Consider the following 21,109-nt stretch of genomic DNA (forward strand, 5'->3'; position numbering starts at 1 on the left):
TTGACCCTGCGGGCAAAAGTGCTAGGAGCGCGCATCCAGAAAAATCAGAACCAAGCCAAATCCCCGGGGCGAGCATGGATGCGAGGCAGTTGAAGGTCGAGGCCGCGCGGGCAGCCCTTGCCCATGTCAGCGACGGCATGCGGCTCGGCATCGGCACCGGGACGACGGCCGACGAATTCGTGCGGCTGCTGGCCGAAAAGATCGCCACCGGCTTGTCCGTCATCGGCGTGCCGACGTCGGAGCGCACTGCAGCCCTTTGCCGCGAACTTGGCGTGCCGCTGTCGACGCTTGAGGAAACGCCCGAGCTCGACCTTACCGTCGACGGCGCCGACGAGATCGACGCGGCGCTGACGCTGATCAAGGGCGGCGGCGGCGCGCTGCTGCGCGAGAAGATCGTCGCGGCGGCATCTCAGCGCATGATCGTCATTGCCGATCGCTCGAAGATGGTCGACACCCTTGGCCAGTTTCCCTTGCCGATCGAAGTCAACCGGTTCGGCCTGCGCGCCACCGAAATCGCGGTCGCGGCAGCGGCCAAAAGTCTCGGCCTTTCCGGCCCGGTTACATTGAGGATGACGGGGGGCCAGCCTTTTGTTACAGACGGCGGCCATTTTATCCTCGATGCATCTTTTGGCCGCATTCCGGATACAAGAGCGCTTTCGAATGCTCTCCATGCCATTCCTGGTGTGGTCGAGCATGGTCTTTTCATCGGGCTGGCGTCAGCGGCCATCATCGCCGGCGGCGACGGCATCCAAACCGTCCATGCCGCCCGAAAACCAGGGAGTTCTACCGATCATGATGTTGCATAACCGGGTTCGCAATCTTTGCGCCGTTCTGGCGGCTTCGGCCGTTTTCGCCTTCTCTTCCCCGGCGTTCTCGCAGGAGATCACGGAATCGCATCTGAAGGCGGCACGGGCGGCGGTCACGGCAATCCACGCGACCGACTCGTTCGACAACATCCTGCCGCAAGCGGCGGCCTCGCTCGAGCAGCAGCTCATCCAGAAGAACCCTGATATGCAGGAGCTGATCGGCAAGACCGTCAGCGAAAAGGCACTGGCGCTGGCCTCGCGCCGTGCCGATCTGGAGAAGGAAGCAGCGCTCGCCTATGCCAAGGTGTTCTCCGAGAAGGATCTCACCGACATCGCCGCCTTCTACAATTCCGATGCCGGCAAGAAGCTGCTCGACAACGGCCCCAACGTGACGCGCGAACTGGTCAAGGCCGCCGACATCTGGCAGAACGGCCTGGCGCGCGATCTCGCCCAGCAGGTCGGCGAAACGCTGGCAGCCGCCGCGAAGGCCGCTGCTCCGGCCGCGCCTGCGCCGGATAACGCAACTGCCCCCGCCGATGGCGCTGCACCTGCCGACGGCGATGCGCCCGCAGACGGTGACCAGCCGGAAGCGCCGAAGAACTAAGACGTCTGATTTCGCCACCGGCATCCTTGCCGCTGGACAAGAAAGCCCGGTGGAAACCGGGCTTTTCTTTTGGCCTCGTGCGGCCTACCTGTCTCAAACATTTCTTGAGGCAAGGAACAGCAGCATGGCCGGTTACGACTACGATCTCTTCGTCATCGGCGGCGGCTCCGGCGGGGTGAGGGCGGCGCGCGTGGCGGCAGCGCTCGGCAAGCGCGTTGGCATCGCCGAGGAATACCGCTATGGCGGCACCTGCGTCATCCGTGGCTGCGTACCGAAAAAACTCTATGTCTATGCCTCGCAATTTCCCGAGCATTTTGCCGACGCCGCCGGCTATGGCTGGACGGTGCCCGAGGCGAGCTTCGACTGGCCGACGCTGGTCGCCAACAAGGACCGCGAGATTGCCCGTCTGGAAGCGATCTACGAAAAGAACGTGAAAGGCGCCGGCGGCGAGACGTTCCACTCGCGCGCCATGCTGGTCGACCCGCATGTCGTGCATCTCCTGGGCGATGACCGCACCGTCACCGCCGACCAGATCCTGATCGCCACCGGCGGCCGGCCGGCGCCGCACCCGGCGCTGCCCGGTCACGAGCATTGCATCTTTTCCAATGAGGTTTTCGACCTCAAGCAACTGCCGAAGGCGATCATGATCGAGGGCGGCGGCTACATCGCCGTCGAATTCGCCAATATCTTCCATGGCTTGGGCGTCGACACCACGCTGGTCTATCGCGGCAAGGAGATACTGTCGCGCTTCGACATGGACCTGCGGCACATGCTGCACGAAACCATGGAAAAGAAGGGGATCAAGATCCTCTGCCACGCCGTGTCGGAATGGGTCCGCAAACGGCCGGACGGCAGGCTGGATGCGTTGGTCACCGGCGGCAAGGTGCTGACGATCGACCAGGTCATGCTCGCCATCGGCCGCCTCCCAAACACCGAGAATATGGGCCTGGAAGGCGTCGGTATCGAGCTCGGCATAACCGGCGCCATCGTTGTCGACCAGTATTCCCGCACCAACATCGACAACATCTGGGCGATCGGCGACGTCACCAACCGCGTGCAGTTGACGCCTGTGGCGATCCACGAAGCCATGTGCTTCATCGAGACCGCATTCAAGGGCAATCCGACCGCGCCCGACCACGACACCATTCCGACCGCCGTCTTCTCACAGCCGGAGATCGGCACCGTCGGGCTGTCCGAGGACGATGCCGTCAAGCGCTACTCCGATATCGAAATCTACCGCGCCAGATTCCGGCCGATGCGGCACACGCTGTCGGGCCGCGACGAAAAGATGCTGACGAAGCTGGTGGTCGATGGCGCCACGCGAAAAGTGCTCGGCGCGCACATCCTCGGGCCGGACGCCGGCGAGATGGCGCAGTTGCTCGGCATTCCGCTGAAGGCCGGCGTCACCAAGGATGATTTCGACCGCACCATGGCCGTCCACCCGACGGCAGCGGAGGAACTGGTCACCATGTACAAGCCCACCTACCGCGTGAAGAACGGCGTGCGGGTCGATTGACGCCCGCGCGCTCGATCTTGAAGAACCCCCCATGGCAGCCGCTGTTGCCACCGCGATGGGAGGCCTGAAGCTTATTACAACAAAGTGCCGCGCAGGATGACCAGCGCCACCGAAAAATAGATCACCAGGCCGGTGACATCGACCAGCGTGGCGACGAACGGCGCCGAGGCGCTCGCCGGATCGAAGCCGATCCGTTTCAGCGCGAACGGCAGCATCGACCCCGACAGCGAGCCGAAGGTGACGATACCGACAAGGGCTGCCCCCACGGTCGCCGCGATCAGCGGCCAATGCGGCCCATAATCGTAGAAGCCCATATACTGCCAGAGCGCGATGCGGCAGATGCCGACCACGCCAAGCATGGCGCCGAGTACCAGGCCGGTTGGCAATTCGCGCAACGCCACCCGCCACCAGTCACGAAGGCCGATCTCGCGCAGCGCCAGCGCGCGAATGACGAGCGAGGTCGCCTGCGAACCGGAATTGCCGCCCGAGCTCATGATCAGCGGAATGAACAGAGTGAGCACGATCGCCTTCTCCAGTTCGCCTTCATAGCTTTGCATGGCGTTGGCGGTCAGCATCTCCGAGATGAACAGCGCGCACAGCCAGCCGCCGCGCTTCTTGATCATCGCGAGAAAGCTCATCTTCATGTAGGGCTCGTCGAGCGCCTCCATGCCGCCGAAACGATGCGCGTCCTCGGTCGTCTCCTCGATCATGGTGTCGATGATGTCGTCGATGGTGACGATGCCGAGGATCTTGCCGTGGTCGACGACGGGAACCGCGAGCAGGTCATATTTGGAGATCGTCTGCGCCAGTGTCTCGCGATCGGTCAGCGGCGTCACCGTCACCGGGGCGCGATCCGGCGCCACCGACAGGATCGGATCGTCCGGCTCGCCGGTGATCAGCCGGCGCAGGCCGGTCGAGCGCACCAGCACATGCGTGTCTGGATCGACGATGTAGATGGCGTAGACGGTCTCCCGCGTCCGCTCCACCTTGCGGATGTAGTCGAGCGTGCGCCCGACGGTCCAGTCCGACGGCACGCTGACGAATTCGGTCGTCATGATCGAGGCGGCGCTGCCTTCGGGATAGCCGAGAATGGAAAGCAGCGTTGCCCGCAGCGGCGGGACCAACCCGCCGAGCAGCTCGGAGCGCGCCGGTTCGTCCAGTTCGCGCAGGATATCGGCGGCGCGGTCGACCGACATGGCGGTCAGGAGCTTGCACGCCTTGGCGCGCGGCAGCGCCTCGGCCAGATCGGAGGCGCCGTCGAGTTCAGGCTGGTCGAAGATCTCGACCAGCCGCTCGAACGGCATTTCGCAAAGCAGTTCTATCGCGGTATCGCGAGATTCCCGGTTCAGGGCCTCGACGACATCGGCGACGTGATCATTGGCAAGGATACGCGCGATAGCGACGGCATCGTCGCCCGCTACGACGGGGGTAAATTCGTTCATGGCTCACTCCTTGCCGTCCGGCGGGACGTGAGCCGTTAGAGGTCACATCGAGGCGGACGGCGGTTGCGTTCGACTGCTGTCGCCAGGCATGGCGCGGTGACCTTTCTGCTCGCGGGTTCGAGTTGGAATTCAGCGAGCGGGCGCAACATAGGAGCGCATCTTGGCGAGTCAATCGCGGGGGTGGCGGAAAACAGCCGGGAGCCGGCCCAATCGCGAGACTGTGATGATTATTGAAGGGGGAGGGAGCGAGTGCCCCGCCGCCAGTGGCGGAACGCGCTTCGGCGTGGCTGCTATTTCTGCTTCAGCCGGCGTGAAAAACGCATCCATTTGTCCTCGACCGGCCGCGGCTGCGTAAGGATGGTGGTGAGCTCGCGCGGAAGGTTCGGAACAAGCGGCCTCTTGGTGGCGACGCCGTCGGCGATCGCGACCACGCTGTGATAGAATTCCTCGCCCGAGGCCGAACGTGGCGGCACCGCCTCGTGCATGATGCTGATCACCGTGACATCGGGGCAATTGTCCTTGATCGCCTGGTGGAAGGCGATCTTGCCTTCGGGGTCGAGCGCGCCGGTCGCTTCGTCGAGGAACAACAGTCCCGGTTGCTGCAGCACGATGCGGGCCACAACCAGCTTCTGCTTCTGGCCGCCGGACAGCAGCTGGTCCCAGATCTTTCCCTCGCGGCTTTCATCGGCCATGTGTTCGATGAAATCGCCAAGGCCGGCCTTATGCAGGGCTGCCGCGACCTGCGCATCGCCATAGTCGTCCTCGGAGCCGGGCAGGCACACCAGCTGCTTCAGCGACACCTGCTGCAGCTTGACCTCCTGGGCGGCATAGAAGCTCCTCACACCGTCAGGGAAGACGATGGTGCCGCGGCCATAAGGCCACAAGCCGTTGATCGCCTTGATCAGCGAAGTCTTGCCGCAGCCGGATTCGCCCTTGAGGAATGCCCACTCGCCGCGCCGAAAGCGCAGATTGGCTGCGCTCAGGAACGGCGTGGCGTCTTCACCCTGATGCGCCAGTTCAAGCTTCTGGATGGTCAGGCCGAAGACCGGGTTCTGGCTGGCATAGTGGAAGTCGGAACGGCCGGTCTGGCTGTAGAATTCCTGCGGCTGTTGGACGTTTTCAATGGCGTGCGCCAACTCGATGACGCGCTGGCTGTTGGCCCGCAAGGTGGCGAGACTCGGCATGACATGGATGAACCAGGAACATTTGCTGATCAGCGCGTTGACCTGCTCGGAACCGGTTATGTAGCCCTTGAGGTCGACGCCGTTGTGGATGAACGGCACCAGACCAGGTCCGTAGGCGACAACTTTGGCCCCGACGAAATTATAGACCGATTCGAATCCCGCATAGAGGGTGTTGACGATGTTGAGCTTCGACCAGGTGGTATCGATATCGAGATAGAGCCGTCCATGTATCGTCTTTTGCACGTCTTCGCCTTGCGACGCCGACACATGGAAACTGCGGCGCAACAAAGTGATCAGCTCGCTGCGATAGGTGCCTTCGGCCTTCTGCATCCTGACGTTGAGCCACTCCAGCATTCCGCCGAGTTTGATCGCGATCCAGGTATTGACGGGCACGTAGATGGCAACCGCCAGCAGAGCGAGGACGGCGCTGCCATAGCTGCCGAGGGCATCCAGACCTTTTACCTCCACGGAATTCGCCAGCAAAGCGCCGCCGACAAAATAAAGTGAGGTGAAGACGCCGAAGACACCTTGGGCAAGCCCGATGGCGCCGCCCGCCATGTCTTTGATGGATTCCTGCACGCGCTGATCGATGTTGTCGGGCGCTGGCGCATCTGGCGAGCCATTCTGAGCGTGGTAGTGAGTATGGTTGGTATCAAGCAGCGCCGCATTGAAACGCGCGTTCAACCAGGCGCGCCATTTGCGATGCAATGTCGCCGATACAAATTTGCAGGCGCCTATGATTCCGATGTCCTTGAACACGACCAGCAGCACAAGCAGGCCGGCATTGGTAAGCACTGATTCAAGGGGCGTGGTATTCGCGGCGTCGTGGAAAAAAGCGATTGAGGCTGCCAGTTCGCCCGCCAACACGGTAAACCAGACGTCGGCCTTGCTCGACAGGGCTATGATGAGTGCGAGGACGACGGTGAGAGCCCAGGCCTCTCTCCACCGGTCCGAGAACCAGTAGGCCCGCATCAGTCCCCAGAAGGTCCGCATCGACGATACTGGCGTCAGGGGCGACGGCCCGGCGGGGGCGTCGCGGTTCCAAAGTGCCGATATTGAACGTCGCGGTCTGTCGACCCGAATCACAATCCCGCCCAAACCTTTTTTAGTTTTGTTACGGATAGTAACACCAATTGATCATTTTCTATGAATTTTATCCCGGCGAATGTGAAGCAGCCCACCGGCCGTTGCCATGAGGCAACAGTTGGTGCTGCGAGATCGCCGTCTTTGGGTCAAATTTGTCCTTTGTTTCAATGTGTTGCGAGAACGCTCAGATGTGCGAATATATTCCACTGAGGGAAAGCTCATACACGGCTTTGTGACCAAAAGGCCTGCCCGTCGGCCGGTTTTCCCACCGCGCGCTAACCGGATCGCCCGAAAAATTGCCGTCCGTGATCGCCCCAGGCCGCCCGAATCATTTCACCGGCCATCATGGTTGGGCACGCAAGATCGTCGCTCCTGCACGGCGACTGCTCATGAGTTGGCCCACGCTTTTTAGCTGCAGCTGAACACCGTTTGACAATCAAGCGCACTGGAATGAACCTTGCCGGGCACTGTCGGCACCGATGCATGTCCGGTCCCCAACAAGGAAGCTCCCCAATGCTTGCACGCGCAGCCGTTCCCGCAATGGTGACGCTCTTTGCCTGGCTGCCTCTTGCGCATGCCGTCAGCCAGACCATTCCGGCAAGCGCCGAAGGGCAAATTGAGTTCAATGGGCCGTCCGGCAACATCGGCTGCATCTACACGCCGAAGGGCGGCACCAGCACCTACGAGCCACAGGATGGCGGTCCGGAACTGAGCTGTTCGCGAGTCGAGCCCAGCTACGTCACCGTGATCCTTGGGCCGAACGGCCCGGCGACATTGATCAAGAATCCGGGAGAGCAGGGCTGCTGCAGCGATGTCGCGAAGCTGGCCTATGGCAACAGCTGGAGCAAAGGGCCGTTTACCTGCCAGTCGTCAACCAAGGGACTGACCTGCACGGGCAGCAACGGGCATGGCTTCTTCCTCAGCAAAGCCAAGGTGACGGTGAAATAACTTCGGTCAGCCGGCCTTTTCCAGCTCGCCCTTGGCCTTTGCAGCCGCGACCTGGCGGATGGCATCAGTCAGCGTCTCGGCGTCCTGCGCGCCCATGACGGCGTATTTGCCTTCGAGCAGGAAACACGGCACGCCGGTGATCCCCATCCGCGATGCCGTGGCGATTTCTGTGCGCACCTCCTCGACGTCGGCATCGGTCGGCAACAGCGTTTCGACCACGGCAGCGTCCATGCCTGCCTCGCGGGCGGCATCGACCAGCACGGCGTGGTCGCCAATATTGCCGCCTTCCTCGAAATACAGCTGGAACAGCCGGCGCACGAGCCGGTTCTGCATGGCTTCACCGGCGGCACCGGCCCAGCGGATGACACGATGCGCGTCCAGCGTGTTGGCGGCGACCTTGATGGCGTCGAAAGCGAAATCGATGCCTTCGGCTTCGCCGAGCGGCTCTATGCGGGCATGCATCTGACGGATGCGCTCGTCGCTGCCGAATTTGGCCAGCATGTATTCGCGCCGGTCCTTGCCCTCGAGCGGGATGGTCGGGTCGAGCTGGAACGGCCGCCAGCGCACATGAACCTCAACGTCGCCGGCAGCGGCAATCGCTTTATCCAGCCGCTTCTGGCCGACGAAGCACCAGGGGCAGACGACGTCGGAAACCACGTCGACCGTAATGGAATTGTCATCGCTCATCTTGATCTCCTGCAGCCGAGCGTTTTACCGAGCATGATCTCGGCTACGCTCAGTTCGGCTTGCGCCACCATGTCGGCCATTGATAACCGAATATGGGTGTCTTTTTGGGATGATCCAGGTAATTCCAGTAAGCGAGCCATTGCTGCGCGTTGTACTGCATCGGCACCATGTAATTGCCGGAGATCAGCAATCGGTCGAGCACGCGCACGGCGGCGACATAGTCTTCCTTGGTCCGTGCTCTCAGCATCGCGTCGATCGCCGCGTCGACCGCCGGATCGGCGACGCCGGCCAGATTGAATGAACCTTCTCTTTTGGCCTCTGAAGAACCCCAGCGAAGGTTCTGCTCCATACCGGGAGACAGCGAGTTGCTGAACCCGCTCGACCCGACAAGAACCTCAAAGTCGAAACGCTGCTTGCGCGACTGGATCTGGTCGGCCTCGAGGCTGCGGATGGTCACCGCGATGCCGATCTTTTCCAGCGAGCGCTGATAGATGGCGGCAAAGCGTTCCTCGTCCTGCGAGGCCGTCAGGATCTCGAAACCGAACGGGTTTCCCTTTGGGTCCAGCAGGACCCCGTCCTTGACGGTGTAGCCCTGGCTCTTCAGCAGGTCGAACGCCACCTTCAGCACCTTACGGTCCTGGCCGGTGCCGTCATTCACCGGCGGGCGCCAGCTGCCGTCCATGACATCGGCCGGCACGCGGCCGGGGTAGGGCGCCAGCAGCGCCTTTTCCCTGTCGCTGGCGGGATGGCCGAGCGCGGAAAGTTCGGAATTCTGCCAGTAGCTCATCGTGCGCGTGTACTTACCGCCGAACAGGTTCTTGTTGGCCCATTCGAAGTCGTAGAGCATGCCGAGCGCGCGCCGCACCTCCGGATTGGAAAACTTCTCCAGCCGCGTGTTGAACAGGAACCCGGTCACCACGGGCGGTATGCCGGTGTCGAAGGTCTCGGCGATCACCTCGCCGCGATGAAAGGCGGGAAAATCGATATCGCGCTCGCGCTTGACCGGATCGCCCTCATCGTAAATGGCGCAGATGCCTTTCTTGAACGCTTCCGTCTTGGCATTGGCGTTGAGGAAGTACTCGATGGTGATCTGGTCGTAGTTGTCGAAGCCGCGCTTGGAAGGGATGTCCTTGCCCCAGTAATTCGGATTGCGCTTGAAGACGATGCGCTGTCCCGGCTGCACCTTGTCGATGGTGTAGGGACCGCTGCCGATCACCGGCTTCAGCGTCGTCTTGTCGAAGGTATCCTTGTTGAAGGCGTGCTTTGGGATGATCGGCGTCAGCGCGATGATCAAGGGGGTCTCGCGATTGGCCTTGTCGTTGAAGGTGAAGCGCACGCTGTGATCGCCGGTCTTTTCGAGCTTGGCGATCAGGCTCATGCGATCCCTGTAGGGCGGGCGGCCCTTGTCGGTGAAGACATCGTAGGTGAACAGCACGTCATCCGGCGTCACCGGCTCACCGTCCGACCACTTCGCATTTGGATTAAGGTGGAATTCGATCGATTTGCGCTCCAGGTCCATATCGGCGCTGTCTGCGAGCAGGCCATAGAGGGTGAAGGCCTCGTCGTAGTTGCGCATCATCAACGGCTCGAAGACGAGATTGCCGAAAATGAGGTCCTGCATGCCGCGCGCCGTGGTGCGCAGGCTCTTCAGGATGAACGGGTTCAGATTGTCGAAGCTGCCGACGACGCAGTAAGTGATGTTGCCGCCCTTGGGCGCATCGGGATTGACGTAGTCGAAATGCTGGTAGTCGGCTGGCAGCGCCGGCTCGCCCTGCATGGCGATGGCATGTTTCGGTTCCGACATCGCCACGCCGGGTGCAAAGGCGAAGAACGAGATTGCGGCGATCAGCCAAACAAGAATGCGGCCCATGACCGTCTCCTTACTGGGCGGCTTGATGATTCGGAGTGCACCCTAACATGGCGCCGCGGCGCTCCGGCCAGATACATCAATCCAAATCGCACGACCCAAATTGCGAGGCCAAGAATTGCAGGCGGCGGGCTGGATTCGGCTGCTCATGCAGTGTAACACGCGCTCCGAAGTCATTCTGTTGCCTCAATTCGGCAACAGGTAGCAGGACCACACGGCGCGAAGAAGCCGGTCCCGGGATCATTTGAGAGGAAATGCACGACATGACGAGCCTGAACAGCAACGCATACCGCCTTTCGGTCCTGGCCGCGGGCGTGGTCGGCTTTCTGGGCGCCGGACTTCTCACCGCTTCGGCACAGCAACAGATTCCGCAGGGTTGGTTCAAGGCCTGCACCAAGCAGGAAGATGTCGACATCTGCAATGTCCAGAACATCATCACTGCCGGCAACGGCCAGTTCGTCACCGGCGTCAGCCTGATTGAGTTGAAGGGCAAGGTAAACCGCAAGGTCTTCCAGGTCACGGTTCCCCCAGGTCGCCTGGTGCCCCCCGGCATCGCCCTGCAAATAGACGCCGGCAAGGCGACGAAGCTGGATTATGTCATTTGCTTCGCCGACCGTTGCGTTGCCGAAGTGCCGCTGACCGACGCGCTCGTCGCTTCCTTCAAGAAGGGACAGGCGATCACGCTGACCTCGATCAACTTCCAGAGTCAGCCAAATCCAATCAAGGTTGCCTTGACCGGCTTCAGCGGCGCCTTTGACGGCGCGCCGCTGCAGCAGTCGGACATCGAGGACCGGCAGAAAAAACTTCAGGATTTCGTCGTCAAGAACAACCAGGACTTCGCCAAGAAGCTCAAGGACGAGCAGGCCAAGGCCAAAGCCGCCAACTAATCGCCGGGACAGATACCGGAGCGACAAAAAGCGGGGTCATGCCCCGCTTTTTTGTTGTCGTCACGTCGATGCAAGGTGATGTCAGTGTCTCGACTGGCGTTTCGGCTCGTAGCGTCCATCCGGCCGCTTGTCGAACATCTCGCCGATCTGCGGATGACGGACCGGCTCACCTGATTGGTCCTCGAGCAGGTTCTGCTCGGAGACATAGGCGATGTATTCGGTTTCCGAATTCTCGGCGAGCAGATGGTAGAACGGCTGGTCCTTGCGCGGCCGCACGTCGGCCGGGATGGCTTCGTACCATTCGTCGGTGTTGGCGAATTGCGGATCGACATCGAAAATGATGCCGCGGAACGGAAACAGCCGATGACGAACCACCTGTCCGATCGAAAATTTGGCCGTTTTCATCATACTCACCACTAAGCCTCTAGAGCGCCCGGCGTCCCCTCCAATGTGCGAAGAGCGCTCTAAGGCTTTGAATTTACACACACCGTGGCCCAAAATCGAGCCCGACTTAGGTCTGGGATCAGGCTTTATTTGGCGCAGATGGCGTGTCAGTTCAATGCCGAAGCGCTTGACGCCCGATGAAGCTACGGGCTAGCCCGGTCCCGGGGTTTCGGGCCAGGGCAAAAATGTCTGACATTGTCGGTCTTGTTCTTCCGTTCTTCGGGCTGATTTTCATCGGCTTTCTGGTCGCGCGCATGACCAGGCAGCCGCTGGAAGCGCTTGGCTGGATGAACACCTTCATCGTCTATGTCGCGCTTCCTGCCCTGTTCTTCCAATTGCTGGCCCGCACGCCGTTCGAACAGTTGACCGAATGGCGCTTCATCTTCGGCTCGGTATTTTCCACCTACACGATCTTCTCGATCATGTTCGTATGGTCGGTGACGGCGTCGCGCGGCGAGATCGCCCAGTCGACGATCAAGGCGCTGGCCGCGGCCTACGGCAATATCGGCTATATGGGGCCGGGGCTGGCGCTGCTCGCCTTCGGCGAACAAGCGGCGGTTCCCGTCGCGCTGATCTTCTGCTTCGAAAATATCATGCATTTCGCCATCGCGCCGATGATGATGGCGCTGTCGGGCGACGACAAGACATCGCCGTGGCGGCTCATCCTCGGCGTAGTCAGGAAAATCGTCCTGCACCCGTTCATCATCGCGACCGCGCTTGGCGTCGGCGCCGCCTATCTCGGCTTTCACCCACCGCAGCCGGTGGATCGCCTGCTTGAATATCTTTCGCGGGCAGCCGCCCCTTGCGCCCTGTTTGCCATGGGCGTGACGCTTGCGCTCCGGCCGCTCAACCGCGTGCCGCATGAGCTGGCGTCGATCGCGGCGCTGAAGCTGATCCTGCATCCATCGCTCTGCTACGTCGTGCTGAGCTGGATCGGGAACTTTTCCGAAATCTGGGTTTTTTCAGCCGTGCTTTTGGCGGCATTACCGACCGCAACCAACGTCTTCGTCATCGCCCAGCAATATGGCGTCTGGGTGCAACGCGCCTCGGCCAGCGTGCTGATCACCACCTGCCTCTCGGTGCTGACGGTGACCGGGCTGCTCTACATGATCCGCCACGGCATCTTACCGCCGGACCTGTTTCCCTGAACCGCCGGTAAGCGCCGCAAAGCCGCTGCCCGGCCTCAAGCCTTCGCGCATGAAAAAGGCGCGCAGCCGCGCGAAACTGCCGAGCACATTGAGGCCGGCGCTGCGTGCCATCTGCGCCGGCAGCATGTCCGAAAGCAGCGACATGTTGAGCAGATTGACCGCGCCGGAACGCGCCAGAATGTCGGGACGGCGCCTGGAATCATAGGCGGCCAGGGCCTTCGCGGCGCCGGGGTCGCCGCGATTTTCACCAGCGATTCCAATCAGATCCTCGATGTCCCTGATGCCGAGGTTGAGACCTTGGGCTCCGATCGGCGGGAACACATGTGCAGCCTCGCCGACCAGCGCCACCCGGTTTTGCGCGAAGCGCCCCGGTGATGCCGCTGAAAGCGGGTAAATTTGTCGGCCGGGCTCGACCGACACCCGGCCCAGCATCGACTGCATCTGCTGCTCGACGCGCTCGGAAAGTGTCACGTCATCGAGTGCGGCGAGGTCCTTCGCCGTCTCCGGTTTCACCACCCAGACGAGGCTGGAGCGGTTGCCGGGCAACGGCACCTGGGTGAACGGCCCGGTCTCTGTGTGGAACTCGGTCGAGGTGAAGCCGTGTTCGCTGCGATGGCCAAAATTCAGCACCAGCGCCGCTTGGCGGTAGGATCGCACCGAGGCCACTATGCCTGCCGCCTCGCGCGCCGGCGACAGGCGCCCATCGGCAGCGACCGCAAGCGCGGCCGAGACTTCGCGACCATCAGTCAAGACGGCATGCGCCTGATCGGCGTCCAGACGCCAACTCTCGACCATCGACGTCAGCCATTCGATGCCGGGATGCGCCGCGACAGACTTGGCCAGCGTCGGGTTCAGCGCACTGTTGGGCAGGTTGAGCCCGAACTGCTCCTCGCCGATCTCTATGGCGCGAAAAGTCACCACCGGGCTGCGGATCAGCCGGCTGGTCGCATCAACGATGCGCATGACCTTCAGCGGCGCGGCCTTCGGCGCAAGTTCGGCCAGCACGCCCAGCCGATCGAGAACCTTGAGAGCAGGGTTCATCAGCGCCGTGGTCCGGCCATCGGGCCCGCCTGCTTCGGGTCCGACCAAGGTTACCGGAAAGCCCGCCTCGGCGAAACCGAGCGCCGCGATCAGTCCGGCAGGGCCGCTGCCGGCTACCAGTATCCGTGCTGTCTCGAGATGATCCAAATTGGACTTCCAGTTTGCGATGCAGGTGTCTACCCATGGATATAGGTCAGACCATGCGGCTTGATCAACGCGGCGATTAGGCTCATTCGGTTGTCATGACCGGCCAGCAGGACGATTTCAGCCATCTCGACCGCGCCGGCCGCGCCACGGCAAGCCTGGCCCGCAGCCCCCGCCTGACGGTCAACATCGCCATCGCCGGCGGCATTCTGCTCGCCTGGTTCATTCTCGGCGCCATGGCGATCCGCGGCGCCGAAGGCCGGCTCCCCGGCGTACCAGGCGATGTGGTCCTGCGATATCTGCCGCAACTGCCGCTGCCGGATGTCCTCGACCGCTTCTTCGGCATGTGCCTGACGCCCGCACCACTTGATGCCGGCGGCGCACCGGTTCTGGCGCTGATCGTAATGTGGTTTTTGATGGCCGTGGCGACGATGCTGCCGTCGGCGGCGCCGATGATCCGTACCTATTGTGAAATCGCCGACACCGCCCGCATCAAGGGCGAGCCGGTGGCCCACCCGCTGCTCCTGGTTGCCGGCTACCTCTCGACATGGCTTGTCGCCTCTATCGGCTTCGCGGTGCTGACGTTGCTCGTCCACGCATTTGCGTCCTCCGCTCGATTGCTCGATCCGGTGAGCGGCCTTGCCGCGGCGGCCGCGCTGCTGGTTGCCGGCCTCTACCAGTTCAGCAGCCTCAAGCAGGCCTGCCTGACAAAATGCCGGAACCCGTTCTCGACACTGTTTTCCAACTGGAGCGCGGAGCCGGGTGGCATCTTCCGGCTAGGGCTGAAGCAGGGCCTGTGGTGCCTCGGCTGCTGCTGGGCGCTGATGCTGGTGATGTTTGCCGTCGGCGCGATGAACGTGTTCTGGATGGCGCTGATCGGCCTGTTCACCTTGATCGAAAAACAAACCGCCGGCAGGCTTCCAACCCGAGTGGCCGGTGCGATACTGCTTGTCTGGGCAGTCGCCCTGCTAGTAGTCTCGGCATGACGGGGGAAAATTCCATGGCAGAGCAAGGCTGGGCAATGAAAGGAGAGCTCGTACTCTCCTGCAATTGCACGGTTTTTTGCCCTTGCGTGCTGTCGCTTGGCAGCCATCCGCCGACGGAGGGTTATTGTCAGACCTGGGCGGGCTTCCGCATCGACGCAGGCCATTTCGGCGAGGTCGACCTGTCCGGCCTCAATGTCGGTCTGGTCATGGAAATCCCCGGCTATATGAGCCGTGGCAACTGGACCGCAGGCCTGTTCATCGACAAGCGCGCCTCCGTCTATGCGGTGAAAGCGCTGACCAGGATCTTCACCGGCAAGGCCGGCGGAACCACCGCGCTGTTGTCCATCCTTGTCAGCAAGTTCCTCGGCGTCGAGCAGGTGCCGATCACCTACGAGACGCGTGACAAGACCCGTATTTTCCAGATACCGAAGATCATCGACGGGGCGGTCACACCGATTCCCGGCAAGGATCGCGAGAAGGATACCGTGATCGGCAACTCGGAATACTGGATCGCGCCGGAGATCATCGTGGCCAGGTCCGACAAGAGCAAGATGCGGGCTTTTGGCCGCAACTGGAACTTTGCCGGCCGCTCGGCCGAAATCTGCAAACTGGATTGGCGGGGCCCGTGAGCAAGAACACAACCGCCAGAAACGCCGCCAAAAAGATCACCGACCGGATTCCGAGGCCGAAGAAAAAGGTCACCTGGCCGCAGGCGCGGGCATTCTCGGTGCATCTGTTGACCGCGTCTGGCTCGTTCCTGGCCTTCCTGTCTCTGGTGGCGGCAAGCGAGCAACGCTGGACGGCGATGTTCTGGTGGCTGGGGCTGGCGCTGTTCGTCGACGGCATAGACGGGCCGATCGCGCGCAAGCTTGAGGTCAAGGAGATCCTGCCGACCTGGTCGGGCGAACTCCTCGACAACATCATCGACTATGTCACCTATGTGCTGATCCCCGCCTTCGCGCTCTACCAGCGCGGCTTCATGGGCGAAGGGCTGTCTTTCCTGTCGGCGGCCATCATCGTGGTGTCCAGCGCCATCTATTATGCCGACACCGGAATGAAGACGAAGGAGAACTTCTTCAAAGGCTTTCCGGTGGTCTGGAACATGGTCGTGTTCACGCTGTTCGTCATCGAGCCGGGACAGTGGGTGTCCTTCGGCGTCGTCGTGGCGGCCGGCATCCTCACCTTCGTGCCGATCAACTTCATTCATCCCGTGCGGGTGGTGCGGCTGCGGCCAATCAATCTTGGCATGACGCTGCTCTGGTGTGCTTTCGGTGCGCTGGCGCTGGCGCAGGCGGCCCTTGCCGCCTTCTACGACCAGATCGGCGTTTTGGGCGAACAGGTCAGCGTCTTTACCAAGGTCGGCATCACCATCACCGGACTTTACCTCGCCTGCATCGGCGGTATCATGCAGTTCTTCCCCAAACTCGGCGCCAAGCCGGACACTAAGAAAGCCTGACCGCAGGAAAGCCCACAATGTCCAAAGCAGTCCGTATCCACGCCCATGGCGGTCCGGAAGTCCTGACCTATGAAGACGCCGATCCGGGACAACCCGGCGCCGGGCAGATCCTGGTCAGGCATACCGCGATCGGCCTCAATTTCATCGATGTCTATCACCGCATCGGCCTCTATCCGCCGGCCGGCGGCTTCCCGCTGATCCCCGGCGGCGAGGCGGCAGGTGTGGTTCTCGAGGTCGGCGCAGGCATCGACTGGCTGAAGCCGGGCGACCGCATCGCCTATGCCGTCAACGTCGGCGCCTATGCCGAACAACGCGTCGTCGCCGCCGACCGCGTCGTCAAGGTGCCGGACCGCATCAGCGACGAACAGGCCGCCGGCATGATGCTTAAAGGCATGACGGCGGAGTATCTGTTGCGCCGGACCTTCAAGGTGAAGGCAGGCGACACCATCCTGTTCCATGCCGCCGCCGGCGGCGTCGGGCTGATCCTGGGACAATGGGCAAAACATCTCGGCGCCACCGTGATCGGCACGGCAAGCTCAACCGACAAGATCGAGCTCGCCAAGGCGCATGGCTTCGGCCATGTCATCAACTACAAGGAGCAGGATTTCGTCGCCGGGGTCGCCGCCATCACCGGCGGCAAGAAATGTGACGTCGTCTACGATTCGGTCGGCAACGACACATTCCCGGCCTCGCTCGACTGTCTGAAGCCGCTCGGCATGTTCGTCTCTTTCGGTCAGTCCTCTGGACCGATCCCGCCATTTTCGATGTCGCTGCTGGCGCAGAAGGGCTCGCTGTTCGCTACCAGGCCGACTTTGTTCGTCTACAACGCCAAGCGTGAAGACCTCGAAGTCTCCGCCGCGGCATTGTTCGACGTGGTGTTGAGCGGTGCGGTCGAGATCAAGATCAACCAGCGCTATGCGCTGAAGGACGCCGGCAAGGCGCAAGCCGATCTCGAAGGGCGCAAGACCACGGGTACGACAATACTGATCCCCTGATCTGCCTTGCTTTTCAGCGTTTTGCCGCGACGCCAGGCACTGTTTACCCGAAAAACCGGGCGATCGGTTTGTTGTGCGAAGCAGGTCAATCTTTACCCCTTGAGTTTCCGCTGAAATTCTTGAAGCTCTTTCAAGGCGGGTGCTGCTTTCGCACGAGAGCGGCCAGCGCATACCATGCTGGCGGGAACACAGAACATGTCCGGGAACCGGATGGGAGGCACTGTGAGTGCAGATCATGATGGAGCGAACCTGCTTGAGGTTCGTGGCCTGACCAAGATATTCGGCACGCTGACGGCGTGCGATCATATCGACCTCAACATCGCCAAGGGCGAGATCCACGCGCTGCTCGGCGAAAACGGCGCCGGCAAGTCGACGCTGGTCAAGATGCTGTTCGGTTCACTGGAGCCCAATTCCGGCGAGATATTCTGGAACGGCGAGCCGGTCCGCATCACCAGTCCGGGAATGGCGAAGAAGCTCGGCATCGGCATGGTGTTTCAGCACTTTTCGCTGTTCGAGGCGCTGACCGCGGCCGAGAATATCGCTCTGTCTCTGGATGACGGCTCACCGATCAGCTCGATCGCGGCCAAGGCGAGGGCGCTTTCCTTCAGCTATGGCCTGCCGCTCGATCCGGACTCGCTGGTCGGCGATCTCTCGGTCGGCGAACGCCAGCGCATCGAGATCATCCGCTGCCTGTTGCAGACGCCGCAGCTCATCATCCTCGACGAGCCGACCTCGGTGCTGACGCCGCAGGAAGCCGACAAGCTGTTCGAGACGCTGGAGCGCCTGCGCTCCGAGGGCAAATCCATCCTCTACATTTCGCACCGGCTGGAAGAGGTCAAACGCATTTGCGACCGCGCCACCGTGCTGCGTCACGGCAAGGTCGTCGGCCATTGCAATCCGCGCGAGGAAACGGCTTCGTCGCTGGCCCGCATGATGGTCGGTAACGAGGTGAAGGCCGTGGTGCGTGCGCCGGCCGAAGGCATCGAGACCGCGCAGCCGCTGCTCGAAATCCGCGCCCTCAGCCGCAAGCCGGCAACGCCGTTTTCGATTCCGCTGAAGAATATCAACCTCACTGTGCGCGCCGGCGAGGTGATCGGCATTGCCGGTGTCGCCGGCAACGGCCAGGGCGAGTTCTTCGAATCCGTCTCCGGCGAGGTGCTGCAGCAGGACGCCGCATCCGTGCGCATCCGCGGCAAGGATGCCGGCTCGCTCTCGATCACAGGCCGGCGGCTGATGGGCGCTGCCTTCGTACCGGAAGAACGCCTCGGCCATGGCGCCGCGCCGCGCATGAAGCTTTCGGAGAACCTGCTCCTGTCGCGCCACGCCACCGACGGCAAGGTTTTTGTCGGCACCGGCGGCACGGTCAAAAGCGGTGCGGTCTATGCCGCCGCCCAGCGCATCATCGTGGCGATGGATGTGCGCAAGAGCGCGCCCGATCCGGAAGCTGCGGCCCTTTCGGGCGGCAATCTGCAGAAATTCATCGTCGGTCGCGAACTCGACCGCAGCCCTGCCGTCATGGTCGTCAACCAACCTACCTGGGGCGTCGACGCCGGCGCCGCCGCTCATATCCGCCAGGCGCTGATCGAACTGGCGCGCAGTGGCTCGGCGGTTCTGGTCATCAGCCAGGACCTCGATGAGCTGTTCGAGATTTCGGACGCGATCGCGGTCATGCACAACGGCGAATTGTCGAAGCCGCTGCCGATCGCCGAGGCAACTTTCGAAAAGATCGGCCTGTTGATGGGCGGCGCCGAGCCCGGCCACGCCGAACATGTTCTGGAGACGGCATGATGCGCCTCGAACTCGTCAAACGCCCGCAGCGCTCTATGCTCTTTTCGGCGCTGTCGCCTTTCATCGCCTTCGCCCTAACGATCATCGCCGGCGCGGTTCTGTTCGCGCTGCTCGGCGTCAACCCGCTGAGCGCATTCGAGATCTATTTCATCGAGCCGATCAGCCAGGTCTGGCAACTGCATGAGCTGGCGATCAAGGCCGCGCCGTTGATCCTGATCGCGGTCGGCCTGTCGGTCTGTTACAAGGCCAACATCTGGAACATCGGCGCTGAGGGACAGTTCATCCTCGGCGGCATTTTCGGCTCGGCCATTCCGGTGCTGTTTCCCGGGTTCGAAGGCCCACTGGTGCTGCCGCTGATGCTGTTGTTCGGTATGGTCGGCGGCGCCGCCTATGCAGCAATCCCGGCTCTCTTGAAGACGCGCTTCGGCACCAACGAAATCCTGACCAGCCTGATGCTGGTCTATGTCGCCCAGCTTTTCCTCGACTGGTTGGTGCGCGGCCCCTGGCGCGATCCACAGGGCCACGGTTTCCCGCAGACGATCCAGTTCAATGACTCGGCGGTCCTGCCGGAACTGATGCCGGATGCCGGCCGCGCCAATTGGGGTTTTGTCTTCGCGCTTGTTGCAGCCGTGCTGATCTGGGTGCTGATGAGCCGCCTGCTCAAGGGTTTTGAGGTCCGCGTGCTCGGCTCCAGCCCGAGGGCAGGGCGCTTCGCCGGTTTCGGCCTCAACCGCATGGTGTTCTTCGCCTTCCTGCTGTCAGGCGCGCTGGCTGGGCTTGCCGGCATTTCGGAAGTCTCCGGCGCCATCGGCCAGCTACAGCCGGTGATCTCGCCCGGCTACGGCTTCACCGCCATTATTGTCGCGTTCCTCGGCCGGCTCAATCCGCTCGGCATCGTCGCCGCCGGCCTGGTGCTGGCGTTGACCTATCTCGGCGGCGAGGCGGTGCAGAGCGCGCTCGGCATTTCCGACAAAGTGGCACGCGTGTTCCAGGGCATGCTTTTGTTCTTCGTGCTCGGCTGCGACACCCTCATCCACTATCGCATCCGTCTGGTCGGCATGGCGCTGACGAAAAGCGCGGCGAAGCTTGAAGCCGCGCCGAAGTTGAAGGAAGCCCGCTGATGGACATCGCCGTCAACATCCTTTTGACCATCGCCACGGCGGCGACGCCGCTTTTAATAGCGGCCATCGGCGAACTGGTGGTCGAGCGCTCCGGCGTGCTCAACCTCGGCGTCGAAGGCATGATGATCATGGGCGCCGTCGGCGGCTTCGGAGCCGGCTATCTCACGGGATCGCCCTGGATCGGCCTGTTGGCGGCAATTGCCATGGGCGCGGTGTTCTCGCTGCTGTTTGCGGTGATGACGCTGTCGCTCGCCACCAACCAGGTGGCGACCGGCCTGTCGTTGACGCTGCTTGGCCTCGGCCTGTCCGGCATGATGGGGACCAGCTTCGTCGGCCAGCCCGGCGAGCGGCTGCCAAACCTCTACGTTCCGGTGCTCACCGACATTCCAGTGGTCGGCAGGCTGTTGTTCGGCCAGGACCCGATCTTCTACATCTCGATCGCGCTGACGGCGGCCGTCATGTGGTTCCTGTTCAAGACCCGCACCGGCCTCACCCTGCGCTCGATCGGCGACAGCCACACATCGGCGCATGCGCTCGGCATCAAGGTCATCCGCTACCGCTATCTCGCGGTCATCTTCGGCGGCGCCTGCGCCGGCCTTGCCGGCGGCCACCTGTCGCTGGTCTACACGCCGCAATGGGTAGAGAACATGAGCGCGGGCCGCGGCTGGATCGCGCTGGCGCTGGTCGTCTTCGCCTCCTGGCGGCCGTGGCGCGTGCTGGCCGGCGCCTACATCTTCGGCGCGGTGTGGATCGGCCAACTTCATGCACAGGCATTTGGCATTCCGGTGCCTTCGCAACTGCTTTCTTCTCTGCCCTATCTGGCAACCGTCGTGGTTCTCGTTCTAATCTCGCGCAACAAGCGTCTGACGATGATGAACACGCCGGCTTCCTTGGGGCAGCCATTCGTTCCGGATCGTTGACAACAAAAACAAACGGGAAGCTCCAGGCTAAACTCAGAG

At 62.3% G+C, this 21,109-nt stretch carries 19 protein-coding genes; 13 read left to right on the forward strand and 6 right to left on the reverse strand.

Going from position 1 to position 21,109, the window contains the following annotated elements:
* Nucleotides 1-74 precede the first annotated feature (74 nt).
* The 3 genes from rpiA to gor all read left to right on the forward strand — a co-directional run bounded on the left by rpiA (nt 75) and on the right by gor (nt 2,926).
* Nucleotides 75-806, forward strand: coding sequence for a ribose-5-phosphate isomerase RpiA (gene rpiA, locus NKI06_RS15735; protein WP_023736612.1), 732 nt, complete (start codon nt 75-77; stop codon nt 804-806).
* The gene (locus tag NKI06_RS15740; protein ID WP_023668979.1) at nt 793-1,410 is read left to right on the forward strand and encodes a DUF2059 domain-containing protein; all 618 of its coding nucleotides are present in this window, start codon (nt 793-795) and stop codon (nt 1,408-1,410) included. The genes rpiA and NKI06_RS15740 overlap by 14 nt, the downstream gene beginning before the upstream one ends.
* Before the next feature lie 124 nt (nt 1,411-1,534).
* Nucleotides 1,535-2,926 (forward strand): glutathione-disulfide reductase, encoded by a 1,392-nt coding sequence (gene gor, locus NKI06_RS15745; protein ID WP_352986101.1) that lies wholly within the window; start codon nt 1,535-1,537, stop codon nt 2,924-2,926.
* Between the two features lie 74 nt (nt 2,927-3,000).
* Here gor and mgtE read toward each other — a convergent pair whose 3' ends face one another.
* Together mgtE and NKI06_RS15755 are read right to left on the reverse strand one after the other, a co-directional pair.
* On the reverse strand, nt 3,001-4,368 hold the full coding sequence (mgtE, locus tag NKI06_RS15750) for a magnesium transporter (protein ID WP_023738847.1): 1,368 nt from the start codon (nt 4,366-4,368) through the stop codon (nt 3,001-3,003).
* 290 nt (nt 4,369-4,658) lie between these two features.
* On the reverse strand, nt 4,659-6,545 hold the full coding sequence (locus NKI06_RS15755) for an ABC transporter ATP-binding protein/permease (RefSeq protein ID WP_352519919.1): 1,887 nt from the start codon (nt 6,543-6,545) through the stop codon (nt 4,659-4,661).
* A gap of 633 nt (nt 6,546-7,178) precedes the next feature.
* On the opposite strand from NKI06_RS15755, the gene NKI06_RS15760 reads away from it, so the two are divergent.
* Complete coding sequence (locus NKI06_RS15760) at nt 7,179-7,586, forward strand: hypothetical protein (protein WP_198024927.1); 408 nt, start codon at nt 7,179-7,181, stop codon at nt 7,584-7,586.
* Between the two features lie 6 nt (nt 7,587-7,592).
* Here the strand turns inward: NKI06_RS15760 and NKI06_RS15765 are convergent, their stop codons facing one another.
* Both NKI06_RS15765 and NKI06_RS15770 read right to left on the reverse strand, forming a co-directional pair.
* Nucleotides 7,593-8,273 (reverse strand): DsbA family oxidoreductase, encoded by a 681-nt coding sequence (locus tag NKI06_RS15765; protein WP_352986106.1) that lies wholly within the window; start codon nt 8,271-8,273, stop codon nt 7,593-7,595.
* Between the two features lie 49 nt (nt 8,274-8,322).
* Complete coding sequence (locus NKI06_RS15770) at nt 8,323-10,143, reverse strand: extracellular solute-binding protein (RefSeq protein ID WP_023726575.1); 1,821 nt, start codon at nt 10,141-10,143, stop codon at nt 8,323-8,325.
* Between the two features lie 260 nt (nt 10,144-10,403).
* Here NKI06_RS15770 and NKI06_RS15775 point away from each other — a divergent pair, with 260 nt between their 5' ends.
* Nucleotides 10,404-11,027, forward strand: coding sequence for an invasion associated locus B family protein (locus NKI06_RS15775; protein ID WP_352986108.1), 624 nt, complete (start codon nt 10,404-10,406; stop codon nt 11,025-11,027).
* 81 nt (nt 11,028-11,108) lie between these two features.
* Here the strand turns inward: NKI06_RS15775 and hspQ are convergent, their stop codons facing one another.
* Complete coding sequence (gene hspQ / locus NKI06_RS15780; protein WP_023668971.1) at nt 11,109-11,432, reverse strand: heat shock protein HspQ; 324 nt, start codon at nt 11,430-11,432, stop codon at nt 11,109-11,111.
* Nucleotides 11,433-11,656: 224 nt separating this feature from the next.
* On the opposite strand from hspQ, the gene NKI06_RS15785 reads away from it, so the two are divergent.
* Entirely contained in the window at nt 11,657-12,619 is a 963-nt protein-coding gene (locus NKI06_RS15785) for an AEC family transporter (protein WP_023741221.1), read from the forward strand.
* Here the strand turns inward: NKI06_RS15785 and NKI06_RS15790 are convergent.
* Nucleotides 12,596-13,807 (reverse strand): UbiH/UbiF family hydroxylase, encoded by a 1,212-nt coding sequence (locus NKI06_RS15790; RefSeq protein ID WP_023741222.1) that lies wholly within the window; start codon nt 13,805-13,807, stop codon nt 12,596-12,598. The genes NKI06_RS15785 and NKI06_RS15790 overlap by 24 nt on opposite strands.
* 95 nt (nt 13,808-13,902) lie before the next feature.
* On the opposite strand from NKI06_RS15790, the gene NKI06_RS15795 reads away from it, so the two are divergent.
* The 7 genes from NKI06_RS15795 (at nt 13,903) to NKI06_RS15825 (ending at nt 21,070) form a co-directional block, all read left to right on the forward strand.
* Nucleotides 13,903-14,790, forward strand: coding sequence for a DUF2182 domain-containing protein (locus NKI06_RS15795; RefSeq protein WP_352986109.1), 888 nt, complete (start codon nt 13,903-13,905; stop codon nt 14,788-14,790).
* 14 nt (nt 14,791-14,804) lie between these two features.
* Nucleotides 14,805-15,419, forward strand: a complete 615-nt coding sequence (locus tag NKI06_RS15800) for a DUF1326 domain-containing protein (protein WP_027050895.1) — start codon at nt 14,805-14,807, stop codon at nt 15,417-15,419.
* Nucleotides 15,416-16,246 carry a phosphatidylcholine synthase gene (gene pcsA, locus NKI06_RS15805; RefSeq protein ID WP_023668966.1) on the forward strand — a complete coding sequence of 277 codons (831 nt, stop codon included), beginning with the start codon at nt 15,416-15,418 and terminating at the stop codon, nt 16,244-16,246. Before NKI06_RS15800 ends, pcsA begins: the two co-directional genes overlap by 4 nt.
* A gap of 17 nt (nt 16,247-16,263) precedes the next feature.
* The gene (locus tag NKI06_RS15810) at nt 16,264-17,241 is read left to right on the forward strand and encodes a quinone oxidoreductase family protein (RefSeq protein ID WP_023734010.1); all 978 of its coding nucleotides are present in this window, start codon (nt 16,264-16,266) and stop codon (nt 17,239-17,241) included.
* 210 nt (nt 17,242-17,451) lie between these two features.
* A complete protein-coding gene (locus NKI06_RS15815; RefSeq protein WP_352986131.1) occupies nt 17,452-19,029 on the forward strand; it encodes an ABC transporter ATP-binding protein in 1,578 nt (525 codons plus the stop codon).
* Complete coding sequence (locus tag NKI06_RS15820; protein ID WP_031193354.1) at nt 19,026-20,150, forward strand: ABC transporter permease; 1,125 nt, start codon at nt 19,026-19,028, stop codon at nt 20,148-20,150. Before NKI06_RS15815 ends, NKI06_RS15820 begins: the two co-directional genes overlap by 4 nt.
* Entirely contained in the window at nt 20,150-21,070 is a 921-nt protein-coding gene (locus NKI06_RS15825; protein WP_023668962.1) for an ABC transporter permease, read from the forward strand. Before NKI06_RS15820 ends, NKI06_RS15825 begins: the two co-directional genes overlap by 1 nt.
* Nucleotides 21,071-21,109 lie beyond the last annotated feature (39 nt).

Source organism: Mesorhizobium sp. M0772 (genome assembly GCF_040320135.1).
GTDB lineage: Bacteria > Pseudomonadota > Alphaproteobacteria > Rhizobiales > Rhizobiaceae > Mesorhizobium.